This window comes from Streptomyces sp. NPDC002133, from assembly GCF_040296405.1.
In the GTDB taxonomy this organism is placed as follows: Bacteria; Actinomycetota; Actinomycetes; order Streptomycetales; family Streptomycetaceae; genus Streptomyces.
Genome location: NZ_JBEOXF010000033.1, coordinates 72,940 through 86,052, shown reverse-complemented (window position 1 = coordinate 86,052; position 13,113 = coordinate 72,940). Strand labels below are relative to the sequence as shown.

At 69.5% G+C, this 13,113-nt stretch carries 16 protein-coding genes; 8 read left to right on the top strand and 8 right to left on the bottom strand.

Annotated elements, in window-relative coordinates; genetic code table 11:
- Positions 1–95: 95 nt before the first annotated feature.
- Positions 96–374, bottom strand: a complete 279-nt coding sequence (locus tag ABT078_RS26780; RefSeq protein WP_351231975.1) for a hypothetical protein — start codon at positions 372–374, stop codon at positions 96–98.
- Positions 375–564: 190 nt separating this feature from the next.
- Between ABT078_RS26780 and recO the strand changes: the two genes are divergently transcribed.
- From recO to ABT078_RS26755, 5 genes are all read left to right on the top strand, one after another.
- Positions 565–1,314, top strand: a complete 750-nt coding sequence (gene recO, locus ABT078_RS26775; RefSeq protein ID WP_351231973.1) for a DNA repair protein RecO — start codon at positions 565–567, stop codon at positions 1,312–1,314.
- A 30-nt stretch (positions 1,315–1,344) separates the two neighbouring features.
- Complete coding sequence (locus ABT078_RS26770) at positions 1,345–2,196, top strand: isoprenyl transferase (protein WP_351231971.1); 852 nt, start codon at positions 1,345–1,347, stop codon at positions 2,194–2,196.
- Between the two features lie 75 nt (positions 2,197–2,271).
- Positions 2,272–2,811: a hypothetical protein gene (locus ABT078_RS26765; protein WP_351231969.1), complete on the top strand. Its 540-nt coding sequence runs from the start codon at positions 2,272–2,274 to the stop codon at positions 2,809–2,811.
- 96 nt (positions 2,812–2,907) lie between these two features.
- Positions 2,908–3,429 carry a YcxB family protein gene (locus ABT078_RS26760; RefSeq protein WP_351231967.1) on the top strand — a complete coding sequence of 174 codons (522 nt, stop codon included), beginning with the start codon at positions 2,908–2,910 and terminating at the stop codon, positions 3,427–3,429.
- A gap of 5 nt (positions 3,430–3,434) precedes the next feature.
- A complete protein-coding gene (locus ABT078_RS26755) occupies positions 3,435–3,974 on the top strand; it encodes a YcxB family protein (protein ID WP_351231965.1) in 540 nt (179 codons plus the stop codon).
- A 36-nt stretch (positions 3,975–4,010) separates the two neighbouring features.
- Here the strand turns inward: ABT078_RS26755 and ABT078_RS26750 are convergent, their stop codons facing one another.
- The 4 genes from ABT078_RS26750 to ABT078_RS26735 all read right to left on the bottom strand — a co-directional run bounded on the left by ABT078_RS26750 (position 4,011) and on the right by ABT078_RS26735 (position 7,255).
- A complete protein-coding gene (locus ABT078_RS26750; protein ID WP_351231963.1) occupies positions 4,011–4,427 on the bottom strand; it encodes a Fur family transcriptional regulator in 417 nt (138 codons plus the stop codon).
- 77 nt (positions 4,428–4,504) lie between these two features.
- On the bottom strand, positions 4,505–5,416 hold the full coding sequence (locus ABT078_RS26745; protein WP_351231961.1) for a metal ABC transporter permease: 912 nt from the start codon (positions 5,414–5,416) through the stop codon (positions 4,505–4,507).
- A 2-nt stretch (positions 5,417–5,418) separates the two neighbouring features.
- Entirely contained in the window at positions 5,419–6,186 is a 768-nt protein-coding gene (locus tag ABT078_RS26740; RefSeq protein ID WP_351231959.1) for a metal ABC transporter ATP-binding protein, read from the bottom strand.
- Positions 6,187–6,271: 85 nt separating this feature from the next.
- Positions 6,272–7,255 carry a metal ABC transporter substrate-binding protein gene (locus ABT078_RS26735; protein ID WP_351231957.1) on the bottom strand — a complete coding sequence of 328 codons (984 nt, stop codon included), beginning with the start codon at positions 7,253–7,255 and terminating at the stop codon, positions 6,272–6,274.
- 143 nt (positions 7,256–7,398) lie between these two features.
- On the opposite strand from ABT078_RS26735, the gene ABT078_RS26730 reads away from it, so the two are divergent.
- Entirely contained in the window at positions 7,399–8,781 is a 1,383-nt protein-coding gene (locus ABT078_RS26730; RefSeq protein ID WP_351231955.1) for a glycine--tRNA ligase, read from the top strand.
- A 154-nt stretch (positions 8,782–8,935) separates the two neighbouring features.
- On the top strand, positions 8,936–9,169 hold the full coding sequence (locus ABT078_RS26725) for a hypothetical protein (protein WP_351231953.1): 234 nt from the start codon (positions 8,936–8,938) through the stop codon (positions 9,167–9,169).
- 130 nt (positions 9,170–9,299) lie between these two features.
- On the opposite strand, the gene ABT078_RS26720 is transcribed toward ABT078_RS26725, so the two are convergent.
- On the bottom strand, positions 9,300–9,887 hold the full coding sequence (locus ABT078_RS26720) for a TetR/AcrR family transcriptional regulator (RefSeq protein ID WP_351231951.1): 588 nt from the start codon (positions 9,885–9,887) through the stop codon (positions 9,300–9,302).
- Positions 9,888–9,925: 38 nt separating this feature from the next.
- Entirely contained in the window at positions 9,926–10,954 is a 1,029-nt protein-coding gene (locus tag ABT078_RS26715) for an aldo/keto reductase (protein WP_351231949.1), read from the bottom strand.
- Between the two features lie 272 nt (positions 10,955–11,226).
- Here ABT078_RS26715 and ABT078_RS26710 point away from each other — a divergent pair, with 272 nt between their 5' ends.
- Positions 11,227–11,445, top strand: a complete 219-nt coding sequence (locus ABT078_RS26710) for a DUF6243 family protein (RefSeq protein ID WP_351231947.1) — start codon at positions 11,227–11,229, stop codon at positions 11,443–11,445.
- 179 nt (positions 11,446–11,624) lie between these two features.
- Here ABT078_RS26710 and ABT078_RS26705 read toward each other — a convergent pair whose 3' ends face one another.
- Positions 11,625–13,076 carry an MFS transporter gene (locus ABT078_RS26705; protein WP_351231945.1) on the bottom strand — a complete coding sequence of 484 codons (1,452 nt, stop codon included), beginning with the start codon at positions 13,074–13,076 and terminating at the stop codon, positions 11,625–11,627.
- Between the last annotated feature and the right edge of the window lie 37 nt (positions 13,077–13,113).

The following is a 13,113-nucleotide window of genomic DNA, read 5'->3' as shown; positions in this document are numbered from 1 at the left end:
AACAAGGACCTAGACAATCCTCATTCTCGCTGGTCAGAGGCACTTTCTGCTTGTGTGACCGCCTGTCGGACAGCCCGCTTCATGAAAGCGCGAGGTTAGGCAGCCTGCCCGGATGGAGCCCGACGAGCCGCTGGGGCCTGCTCACCCGCGTCCACGATCCGCTCCGGCTCACGCAGGTGCTCGGCGCGCTGCGGATGACGTTCGATCGCGGTGAACACGGCCCAGGAGTGAACGAAGGCCCGGAGCGGGGCGAGGCTCCGCGTCCGCTGAGCGTACGTCGTCGCCTCGAAGAGGTGCTGAGTGAGGGCAGGGAGGCGGCTGGGAGCGATCCGGGAGACGGCTGCCCGCAGAGCGTCGGGCGTCAGCTCGGGCATCGGAATCAGAGGCCCGTACGCGCCATCGGTCTGCGCACCCACAGGGACCTCCGGTGCAGGCGGGGCCGGTCTTCGTACCGCACCGGCCGGGGAGAACCAGATCCCGCCCCTCCGGCGGGATCACCCGCGGACGAACCCCGAGTCCCGGGCCGCGGCCCGCGCGCCCGGCGCCGTACGCGAGAATGGCCCCATGAGCCTGTTCCGCGACGACGGCATCGTGCTGCGCACCCAGAAGCTGGGTGAGGCGGACCGGATCATCACGATTCTCACCCGGGGCCACGGCCGTGTCCGGGCCGTCGCGCGCGGGGTGCGGCGCACCAAGTCGAAGTTCGGGGCGCGGCTGGAGCCCTTCTCGCACGTGGACGTGCAGTTCTTCGCACGCGGCAGCGAACTCGTCGGGCGCGGTCTGCCGCTGTGCACGCAGAGCGAGACCATCGCTCCGTACGGTGGCGCGATCGTCACCGACTATCCCCGCTACACCGCCGGGACGGCGATGCTGGAGACGGCGGAACGGTTCACCGACCACGAAGGCGAGCCCGCCGTCCAGCAGTACCTGCTGCTCGTCGGAGGCCTGCGCTCCCTCGCCCAGGGCGAGCACGCGCCGAACCTCATCCTCGACGCGTTCCTGCTGCGCTCCCTCGCCGTCAACGGCTACGCGCCCAGCTTCGAGGACTGCGCACGCTGCGGCCTCCACGGGCCCAACCGCTTCTTCTCCGTCGCGGCGGGCGGCGTCATATGCGGCGACTGCCGGGTGCCCGGCAGCGTCGTACCCTCTGCGGAGGCCATCGGACTGCTCAGCGCGCTGCTCACCGGCGACTGGGACACCGCGGACGCGGCCGAGGCGCGCCACGTCCGGGAGGGGAGCGGGCTGGTGTCCGCCTACCTCCACTGGCACCTCGAGCGCGGCCTGCGCTCGCTGCGGTACGTAGAGAAGAACTAGGAAAGCGAAAGCTAGGAGAGTGTGACCCCCATGGCACGACGCGGAATCCTGGGACGTTCCCGCCGCGAGTACAAGGTCCCCGAGCCGCATCCCTCGGGGGCCCGCCCGCCGAAGATCCCCGGCGAGCTGGTGCCGAACCACGTGGCGATCGTCATGGACGGCAACGGCCGCTGGGCCAAGGAGCGCGGCCTGCCCCGCACCGAGGGGCACAAGGTCGGCGCCGAGCGCGTGCTGGACGTGCTGCAGGGCGCGATCGAGATGGGCGTCGGAAGCATCTCCCTGTACGCCTTCTCGACCGAGAACTGGAGGCGCTCGCCGGACGAAGTGCGCTTCCTGATGAACTTCAACCGTGACTTCATCCGCAAGACCCGCGACCAGCTCGACGAACTCGGCGTCCGGGTGCGCTGGGTGGGCCGCATGCCCAAGCTGTGGAAGTCGGTCGCCAAGGAGCTCCAGATCGCACAGGAGCAGACCATGGACAACGACAGGCTCACGCTGCACTTCTGCATGAACTACGGCGGGCGTGCGGAGATCGCGGACGCGGCACAGGCGCTGGCGGCGGACGTGAAGGCGGGCAGGCTCGACCCGTCGAAGGTCTCCGAGAAGACGTTCCAGAATTACCTGTACTACCCGGACATGCCGGACGTCGACCTCTTCCTCCGCCCGAGCGGCGAGCAGCGCACCTCCAACTACCTGATCTGGCAGAGCGCTTACGCCGAGATGGTCTTCCAGGACGTGCTCTGGCCCGACTTCGACCGCCGCGACCTGTGGCGGGCCTGCCTGGAGTACGCACAGCGCGACCGTCGCTTCGGCGGGGCGATCCCCAACGAGGAGCTCCTCGCGATGCAGGGCAAGGACCCGGCACCCGACGCGGCCGTCTGACGGGCTGCCCGGACCCGTTGTCGGACCCACCCACTACGATCACGGCTCGTCACTGAAAGGAACCGGGGAGGGGCCGTGACCGAGGGGCAGAGCGTGACGGCAGAGGCCGTCGTCGAGCTGACGTACGAGCTGCGGCAGCCGGACTGGTCCGACGCGTTCCATGCCCGCGGGCGAGTACGGGGGATCAAGGGCCGGCTGCGCGGCCTGCTCATGCCGGTGCTCTTCGCGTCGACGGTATGGCTGCTCGCCGACGACGTCCTGGCCATGGGCTGCGCCTTCGTGGGCAGCCTGTTCGGCCTCGTCGCCAGAACGGGCGTCCTGGCCGCGCGGCACGCCAGGATGAGCGCTCCGCTCGCGCCCTGGACCGTGACCGTCGCCGACTCCGACGACGCAGTGCGCTTCACGGGCACGCACATGGAGACCCGCCGGGGCTGGCAGACGTTCGGCGGGTACGTGGAGACCACCGCCGGATTCGTCCTGCTGTCCCCGGCCCCGTACTCGGTCGTCGTCCACTATCTGCCGAAGCGCGCCCTGGGCCGGGCCGACACCGACCGCCTGCGCGGCATACTCGACCGCCGCCTGCGCCGCTACGGCCGCCGCCCACCTCAGCACTGAGGGCCGACCAGTAGGATCCGTGGGTTGTCGCACCGGGGAGGGACCGTGGCCGAGGGCCGGAACGTTGAGGAAGAGGGCCGGAGCGTTGGGGAAATCGTGACGGGGCAGGCGGTGGAACTGGTCTACCGCCCCACCACGGACGATGTGAACCAGGCCCTTCGCGTGAGGTTGAAGCGGTCCTTGGGCTGGCGCTTCGCGTGGGTGATGGGCGTCTTCTGCGCCGTGATCGTCGTCCTCCTCATGCTGCTGTTGCTGCTGACCGGCCGCGGCCTCGGCGCGATGCCGCCCGCGGTGTGGGTGGCGATGGCGGTCTTTCCGCTCACACTCTGGGGAACCCCGCGGCTGCAGGCCCGGGCCGTGACGAAGCACGCCGAGCAGCAGGGCGAGTTCCGGGTGTCCGTCGACGACACGGGCATCAGCATCGCCGCCGAGAGCAGCTCGAGCCGGTACGGGTGGCAGAGCTGGGGCCGCTTCGCCGAGACGAAGGGAGTCTTCGTCCTGCTCAGCCCGGACAAGGCCGGCGTCGGCGTGATGATCCTGCCGAAGCGGGGCGTGATCGCCCCGGCCGACGCGGACCGGCTGCGGGCGCTCCTCGACCGGCACCTCGCACGGATCTGACCCCCATGCCACAACCGCATCAGGGCACGGACCAGGGCGCGGACCGGAGCAACGACCCGGTGCAGCTGGTCTACCTGCCGAAACCCGCCGACACCCTCGTCGGCCTACGGGTCCGCGAACGCATCAAGCGCATGCACCTGGTGCGCGGCGCGTTCCTCGCACTGTTCGCGGCGGTCTGGCTGCTGCCCGTCGTGGCCCGAGGGCGTGCCGACGTGGTGCAGACAGCCCTGTGGCTGTTCATCGTCCTCGTGATCTGGGGGTATCCGCGGATACAGGCCGCCCATGTGCAGCGGATCGTCGGCTGGCAGGGCGAGTACCACGTGACCGTGTCCGAAGCAGGGATCTCCTGCACCAACGACCACAGCACACTGACCCAGAACTGGTCGCTCTTCCAGGGCCACCGGGAGACGGCCGGCCACTTCGTCCTGCTCAGCCGGGACCCCAACATCATGGTTCTCGACGTCCTGCCCAAGCGCGGGCTGAGCGCGCCGGGCGAGGCGGACCGGCTGCGGGCGCTCCTCGACCGCAACGTCGCCCGCGCCTGACGCCGCGCCGCGGCGATCGACAGGCTGGCGCGGCGGTCAGCCCTTCGCCGCCGCGCACTCCGCGCACGTACCGAAGATCTCCACCGTGTGCGCCACGTTCACATACCCGTGCGCCGCCGCGATCGTCTCCGCCCACTGCTCGACGGCCGGGCCCTCGACCTCGACCGCCTTGCCGCAGACCCGGCACACCAGATGGTGGTGGTGCTCACCGGACGCGCAGCGCCGGTACACCGCCTCGCCGTCGCTGGTGCGCAGCACATCGACCTCGCCGGCCTCGGCGAGGGACTGCAGCGTCCGGTAGACCGTCGTCAGGCCCACCGAGTCGCCGCGGTGCTTGAGCATGTCGTGCAGCTCCTGCGCACTGCGGAACTCGTCGACCTCGTCGAGCGCCGCCGCCACCGCAGCCCGCTGCCGGGTCGACCGGCCGCGTACAGGGGGTCCAGCAGTCGCCACAAGTGCCTCCTCACGTTCCGCCGCTCGTCGTCGGGCCATTCTGCCAGGCGCGGACCGGAGCCCGAGCCGAACCAAGATCAGACCCTGACGCCGTTCGGCGCACCGTCCACCGGGCGAGCGACGGCAGCCGCCGGAAGATCCAGATCGCACTCCGACTCCGTCGCCTCCAGGGCCTTCGCCCGCCGGCGCGCCAGCGGTGTCGCCAGCACCGTCAGCAGCACGAAGACCCCGATCGCCAGTAGCACGATCGTCGCACCCGGCGGCACGTCCTGGTAGTACGAGACCACCGTGCCCGACAGCGTCACCGCCGTACCGATCGCCACCGCGCCGACGAACGTCACCACGAACGACTTGGCGACCTGCTGCGACGCCGCCACCGGCACCACCATCAGCGCGCTCACCAGCAGCAGACCGACCACCCGCATCGCGACCGTGACCGTCACCGCAGCCGTCACGGCCACCAGCAGATTCAGCGCCCGCACCGGAAGACCCGTGACCCGCGCGAACTCCTCGTCCTGGCTGACCGCGAACAGCTGCCGCCGCAGACCGACCGTCACCAGCAGCACAAAGCCCGCCAGCAGACAGATCGCCGTCACGTCCTCGTCGGAGACCGTCGACAGCGAACCGAAGAGATACGACGTGAGATTGGCGTTCGAGCCGTTCGGCGCCAGATTGATCAGCATGACGCCGCCCGCCATACCGCCGTAGAAGAGCATCGCCAGCGCGATGTCGCCGCGTGTGCGCCCGTACGCCCGGATCAGCTCCATCACGACCGAGCCGACGACCGCGACCAGCGTCGCCATCCACACGGGATTCGTCGACAGCAGGAAGCCGAGACCGACACCGGTCAACGCGACATGGCCGATGCCGTCGCCCATCAGCGCCTGCCGGCGCTGCACCAGATGCACACCGACGGCCGGAGCCGTGATCCCGACGAGCACGGCGGCCAGCAGCGCCCGCTGCATGAAGGGGTCCTGGAGAAATTCCATGATCAGGTCAGCAGTCCCGTGCGGAGCGGCTCGTCGGCCGCATGCGGATGTACATGGTCATGGCCGGGCAGCGCATGCTGCCCCACGGCCTCGGGCGGCGGCCCGTCATGGACGACGCAGCCGTCGCGGAGCACCACCGCCCGGTCGATCAGCGGCTCCAGCGCGCCCAGCTCGTGCAGCACCAGCAGCACCGTCGTCCCGGCCGCGACCTGCTCGCGCAGCGTCGCCGCGAGGATCTCCTGGCTGGCCAGGTCCACGCCCGCCATCGGCTCGTCCATGATCAGCAGATCGGGTTCCGTCGCCAGCGCGCGGGCGATCAGCACCCGCTGATGCTGACCGCCGGACAGGGCGCCCACCGCGTCCCTCGTCCGGTCGGCGAGCCCGACCAGCTCGATCGCCCGCTGCACGGCCGCCCGATCCTCCTTGGACGGCCAGCGCAGCTTCGTACGCGACAGCCGCCCGGACGACACGACCTCGCGGACCGTCGCCGGGACACCGCTCGTCGCGGTCGTGCGCTGCGGTACGTACCCGACGCGCGACCAGTCACGGAAGCGGCGCAGCTCCGTGCCGAAGAAGGACACCGAGCCGCCCGTGAGCGGCACCTGGCCGATCAACGACCGCACGAGTGTCGACTTGCCCGAGCCGTTGGCGCCGAGCAGCGCGACGACCTCACCGCCTTCAACGGTGAGGTCGACGCCGCGCAGCACATGGCGCGAGCCGAGCGTGGCCCTCGCCCCGCGGACGGATATGACGGGATCGCTCACGCTCACAACTGCTCCTCGGATGCTGCTGTCGGTGCTGCCAGGGCTGCGGCCACGACGGCGGATGCCACGGCCGCGGCAGCGGTACTGCCTGTCACTTCGCGCCGAGAGCCTTCTGCAGCGCGGCGAGGTTGGACTCCATCACCTCGATGTAGTCATCGCCCTTGGACCGGTCCGTGATTCCCTCCAGCGGGTCCAGGACGTCCGTCGTGAGGCTCGCGTCCTCGGCGAGGGTCTTCGCCGTCCTGTCGCTGGCGAGCGTCTCGAAGAAGACCGTGGTGACCTTGTCCTTCTTCGCGATCTCCTGGAGCTCCTTGATACGGGCGGGGCTCGGCTCGTTCTCGGGGTCGATGCCCGCGATGCCCTCCTGCTCCAGGCCGTAGCGCTCGGCGAGGTAGCCGAAGGCGGAGTGCGTGGTGATGAAGGTCCTGGTGCTCGTGTTCTTGAGGCCGTCGGTGAAGCGGGTGTTCAGGGCCTCGAGCTTCTTGACCAGCTCGTCGGTGTTCTTCCTGTAGTCGGCGGCGTTCGCCGGGTCGGCCTTCTCCAGCGAGGCGCCGACCCCCTTGGCGACCTCCGCGTACTTGACCGGGTCCAACCAGACGTGCGGGTCGGCGGCGGCATCCGCCGGGCCGTGCTCGGCGTGCTCCTCGGGGGTCTCGCCCTCGTGGCCGTGGTCGTGGCCGACCTCGGTGCCGTGGTTCTCGAGCGTGGTCAGCGTGGCCGCGTCCACGGTGTTCCCGACGTCCGCCTGCTTGATCGCCTCGTCGACGGCGGGCTGGATACCCTTGAGGTAGAGGATGTAGTCGGCCTGGCGGAGCTCGGAGGTCTGCCTGGGCTTCAGCTCCAGGTCGTGCGGCTCCACGCCGGGCTTGGTGAGGGTGGTGACCGCCACATGATCACCGCCGATCCGCTCGGCGAGATACTGCATGGGATAGAACGACGCCACCACATCCAGCTTGCCGTCGCCCTTGTCGCCGCCTGCGGCGTCGGAGGTTCCGGAGCAGGCCGTGAGGGTGACGAGGGAGAGAGCGGCCGCGCCGGCGACGGCGGTGGTGGGTATGAGGCGTCGTACGTTCATGACAGTCATTTTCAACAAACTTGGAAACGATTGTCAACAAAGATCGAGGTGGGTCCACTCCCGGTACCGATTTGATCCAGGGGGTGCGGCCGCCGGTAATCTGAAGCATTCGCTTCGCCCGTCGTCGTAATGAAGAGAGCACCGTGGCCGCCGACAAGATCGACACGATCGTCAACCTGAGCAAGCGCCGTGGCTTTGTCTACCCGTGCAGCGAGATCTACGGCGGCCAGAAGGCCGCCTGGGACTACGGACCGCTGGGTGTCGAGCTCAAGGAGAACATCAAGCGCCAGTGGTGGCGCTACATGGTCACCTCGCGTGAGGACGTCGTCGGTCTCGACTCGTCGGTGATCCTGGCGACGGAGGTCTGGGAGGCCTCCGGCCACGTCGCCACCTTCACCGACCCCCTCACCGAGTGCACCTCCTGCCACAAGCGCTACCGCGCCGACCACCTCGAGGAGGCGTACGAGGAGAAGCACGGCCACGCCCCCGCGAACGGCCTGGCCGACATCAACTGCCCCAACTGCGGCAACAAGGGCCAGTTCACCGAGCCCAAGCAGTTCTCCGGCCTCCTCTCCACCCACCTCGGCCCCACGCAGGACTCCGGCTCCATCGCCTACCTGCGCCCCGAGACCGCCCAGGGCATCTTCACCAACTTCGCCCAGGTCCATCAGACCTCGCGCAAGAAGCCCCCGTTCGGCATCGCCCAGGTCGGCAAGTCCTTCCGCAACGAGATCACGCCGGGCAACTTCATCTTCCGCACCCGCGAGTTCGAGCAGATGGAGATGGAGTTCTTCGTCAAGCCGGGCGAGGACGAGAAGTGGCACGAGTACTGGATGGAGCAGCGCTGGAACTGGTACACCGGCCTGGGTCTCCGTGAGGAGAACATGCGCTGGTACGAGCACCCCGCCGAGAAGCTCTCCCACTACTCCAAGCGCACCGCCGACATCGAGTACCGCTTCCAGTTCGGCGGCAGCGAGTGGGGCGAGCTCGAGGGCGTCGCCAACCGCACCGACTACGACCTCAACGCCCACTCCAAGGCATCCGGCACCGACCTGTCGTACTTCGACCAGGAAGCCGGCGAGCGCTGGACGCCGTACGTCATCGAGCCCGCCGCCGGCGTCGGCCGCACCATGCTCGCCTTCCTCCTCGACGGCTACAACGAGGACGAGGCCCCCAACGCCAAGGGCGTCATGGAGAAGCGCACCGTGCTCCGCCTCGACCACCGCCTCGCCCCGGTCAAGGTCGCCGTCCTGCCGCTGTCCCGCAACCCGCAGCTCTCCCCGAAGGCCAAGGGCCTCGCGGCCGACCTGCGGCAGAACTGGAACATCGAGTTCGACGACGCGGGCGCCATCGGCCGCCGCTACCGCCGCCAGGACGAGATCGGCACGCCGTTCTGCGTCACCGTCGACTTCGACACCCTCGAGGACAACGCGGTCACCGTGCGCGAGCGCGACTCCATGAAGCAGGAGCGCGTCTCCCTGGACCAGATCCAGGGCTACCTCGCGACGCGCCTCATCGGCTGCTGACATCCGCCGGCGGACGCTCAACCGCCGACATTCATCAGTACGACAGCAAGAAGCCCCCGGTTCCGGGTACGGAACCGGGGGCTTCGATGCACACTGGGGCCCACTCGCCGACAGCCGACAGCCGACAGCCGAGAGACGACAGCGGAGGCCCAGGATGCCGTCCACCACCAGCAGCAAGGTCAGCAGATGGGACCAGCACGGGCGGGAACACGTCGTCCGCGTCCAGAAGGCAGGCATACAGCGGGCATTGACCTGTGACACCTGCGGCTGGCGCAAGAGCGCGCAGTTCCTGCCGTGGCTGAAGGCCGAGGAACACCTCGCCGAGGCCCACCAGGCCACGGTGGACCCGGCGGGAACGGGCACGCGCTCGGGTAGGTCGGGAACCTGAGACCTCGGGCCGGATGACCGCGGACCTCAGGCCCGATGGCCCCGGCCGGCGGACCGTTGACCCGCGGACCATTGACCCATGGACCTCAGGCGGGAGGACTCCGGACCGGAGGACTTGAGACCGGAGGACCTCAGGCCCGCAGGCCGCGCATCAACAGCTCGCACACCGCGCGGAATTCGTCGTCGATCGACGCCCGCCGCCACTCCGGCGCATGCACCGGATCATGAAAACGGGTCGTCGCGTCGAACACCGCCTGCGCCGCAGCGATCGGCTCCGAGGCCTCGAACTCCCCGCTGCGCACACCCTCTTCGATGATCCGCGTGAGCTGGCTGACCAGCACCACCAGATGCTCGTCCACCACGTCACTCGCCTCCGTGATCAACACCGAGTACGTGGCGAACAGCTCCGGATCACCACCCGCCTTGTGACGCTTCGCCTCGAAAAGACCCGCGAGCCAGGCGCGCAGCTTCTCCTCCGCCGACCGGGCGGGCCCCTCCGTGACCTCCGACAGCAGCGCCTCCGTCCGGCCGAGCCAGCGCGCCGTCACCGCCTCGCGCAGCGCGGCCTTCGTACGAAAATGCCGGTAGACGCTTCCATGGCTCACACCGAGCACCCGCGCCACGTCGACGACCGTGGCCTTCGCCGGGCCGTAACGACGCAGCACCTCCTCCGTGGCCTCGAGGATGCGATCCGTGGTCAGTGTCTCGGTGGTGGGCATGGCATCGACGGTACCTGGCCGGTCCGACAGCGGCGCCGTCAGTGCTCACTGTCCAGGTGCGCCATCTGCGCCTCCGGATACCGCGCACCGGCCGCCGCGTCCGCCGGGACCGCACGCTCGATCGCCTCCAGGTCGGCGGCGTCCAGCGTGACTGCGAGCGCACCGAGCGCCTCGGAGAGCCGGTCGCGACGGCGGGCACCGACGAGCGGCACGATGTCCTCACCGCGCGCCAGGACCCAGGCGATGGCGATCTGGGCGACCGAGGCACCCTTCTGCTCGGCGATCTTGCGCAGCTGCTCGACCAGGTCGAGGTTGTGCTTCAGATTCTCGCCCTGGAAGCGCGGGCTCATACCGCGGAAGTCGTTGGCCGCGAGCTTCCGGTCGCTCGTGAAGTGGCCGCTGATCAGCCCGCGCGACAGCACGCCGTACGCCGTGACGCCGATGCCCAGCTCACGGGCGGCGGGCAGGATCGCGTCCTCGATGCCGCGCGAGATCAGCGAGTACTCGATCTGGAGGTCGGAAATCGGGGCGACCGAGGCCGCCCGGCGCAGGGTCTCCGCGCCGACCTCGGACATACCGATGTGCCGGACATGGCCCGCCTGAACCAGCTCGGCGATCGCGCCGACCGTCTCCTCCACAGGGACCTCGGGGTCGACGCGGGCGATCCGGTAGATGTCGATGTGGTCCGTGCCGAGGCGCTGCAGCGAGTACGCCGCGAAGTTCTTCACGGCGGCGGGCCGCCCGTCATAGCCGGACCAGCCACCGTCCGGGTCGCGCAGCGCCCCGAACTTCACGCTGGTGAGCGCCTTCTCGCGCGCCGCGGCCGGGGCGGTGCGCAGCGCCTCGTTGATCAGCAGCTCGTTGTGACCCATTCCGTAGAAGTCACCGGTGTCGATCAGCGTGATCCCGGTGTCGAGCGCGGCATGAATGGTCGCGATGGACTCGGCCCGGTCGGCGTCCCCGTACAGCGCGGACATGCCCATGGCGCCGAGGCCGAGGGCGGAGACCGCGGGGCCGGTGGTGCCGAGGGTGCGGGTGGGGACGGGGCGAGGTGCGTTGGACGTCATCAGGGGCTCCTGGGGAGGGGTGAACGGGGTGTCGTGTGACAACTATGGCATGACGACTGACAGATTTCAATATTTGTCAGTCGTCATCCGTCAGCCCCTCGGTCGGTATCAGGTGTGGCGTGTGGAAAATCGGGTGCCCCGGCACGGCCCCGGGCTGTAGGTTCGGCCGCATGTCCTCCTTCTTCCAGATTTACGAGTGAGAGTGCGGCGGGCCGCGTCCCGCCCCCACCAGATGACATCCGGATCACTTCTCACCACGATGGGAGAACCCCGTGGCCAAGAGCCGAAACAACCTCCTCGGCGTGGGCGGACAGCGCCGGAAGCTGTCCCGCGCCGACCAGCACGGAAACGGACCGACGCGTAACGCCGAGCGCAAGGCGGTCTTGGACCAGAAGCAGGAGCTTCTGCGCAAGATGAAGGAGCGCGCCCAGGACGCTCAGGGCGACAGCGACTCCGGCTCCGGCTCGACCGCGCCGGCCTCGCAGAGCTGACGCTCTCTCACCTCACGACGGGCCCGGGCCGCTCAGGCGGCCCGGGCCCGTTCGTCGGTGGTGATGTCCGCGTTGAGAAGACGGCCGTGGGCCGGGATCACCTCGGGTGATCCCGGCCCACGCTTGTACTCGGCGTCGCGACGCGGTGGGGCAATGATCAGCGGTTTCGCCGCACCTGGTCAGGATCTGCTGGCCGCGGGTGCCCGCACCTTCGCCGTCTCCAGCCGCTCCGCCGTCCGCCGCGCCGTCCCGCGTGCCCATCGTCCACTGGTGGCGAGGCCGACCACGAGGACGGACAGGCCGCAGCCCATGATGATCCACCACGCGGGGCGGCTCGCCTCGACGAAGCCCGCCGTGTGGGCGGCCGCGCTCGTGCCCGCTGCCAGGACCGAGCCGATGACCGCGACGCCGAGGGTGGCGCCGGTCTGGCGGCTGGTGGAGGCGACCGCGGCGGCCACGCCCGCCTGGGAGCGGGGCATCCCGGAGACGGCGGTGTTGGTGATTGGGGCGTTGACCATGCCGAAGCCGAGACCGAAGAGGACGTAGCCGGTGAAGAGGAGCGCTGTGGTCGTCTCGGCCTCGAAGGCGGCGAAGAGCAGTCCGCAGGCGGCCATGGAGGACCCGGCGACGATGAGGGGGAGTCGCGGGCCGCGGCTGCCGACGAGGCGGCCCGAGAGCGGGGCGCAGACGAAGGTGAGCGCGGCCATGGGGAGCATGTACAGGCCGGCCTGGAGGGCGGAGAGTCCGCGGACGTCCTGCAGGTAGAGGGTGTTGAGGAAGAGGAAGCCGCTGAGTGCGGCGAACGCGCTGATCGCGATGACGGTTGCGCCGCTGAAGGGTGCGGATCGGAAGAAGCGCAGGTCGATGAGGGGTTCGTGGCGCCGTGGCTCGTATATGAGGAGTCCGGCGAGGGCGAGTACGGCGATCGCGGCGAAGGGGAGCACGGCGGCGAGTCCTACGGCGGGCGCCTCGATGATCGCGTATGTGAGCGAGCCGAGGAGGGCGATGACGAGGAGTTGGCCGACCGGGTCGGGGCGGCGGGGCTTCGGGGCGCGCGACTCGGGGACGTAGCGCCAGGTGAGGACCAGGGCCGTGAGACCGACGGGGACGTTGATCCAGAAGATGGAGCGCCAGCCGACGGTCTCGGTGAGGAGGCCGCCGACGATCGGGCCCGCGGCCATCGATATCCCGATGACGCCGCCCCACGCCCCGATGGCGCGGGCGCGCTCGCGCGGTTCGGTGAAGGTGTTGGTAATGATCGACATGGCGACGGGGTTGAGCATGGAGCCGCCGACCGCCTGGACCATGCGGAACGCGACGAGTGACTCCAGGTTCGGTGCGAGGGAGCAGAGGATCGAGCCGAGGGTGAACAGGACGAGCCCGGTCTTGAAGACCCTGCGGCGGCCGATCCGGTCGGCGGTCGACCCGGCGAGCATGAGCAGTGAGGCAAGGACGAGGGTGTAGGCGTCGATCGTCCACTGCATTCCGGCGAACGTGGCGTCCAATTCGCGGCGCATGGAGGGCAGGGCCACGTTGAGGACGGTGTTGTCCAGGCTGACGATCAGCAGGCTCATGCAGCAGATCGCCAGGACCAGGAGCTGCCGGCGGTGGCTCAGCTCTGATGCGGGCATGCGTACATAGTACGGCTAACTAATGAACTTGGCAGTG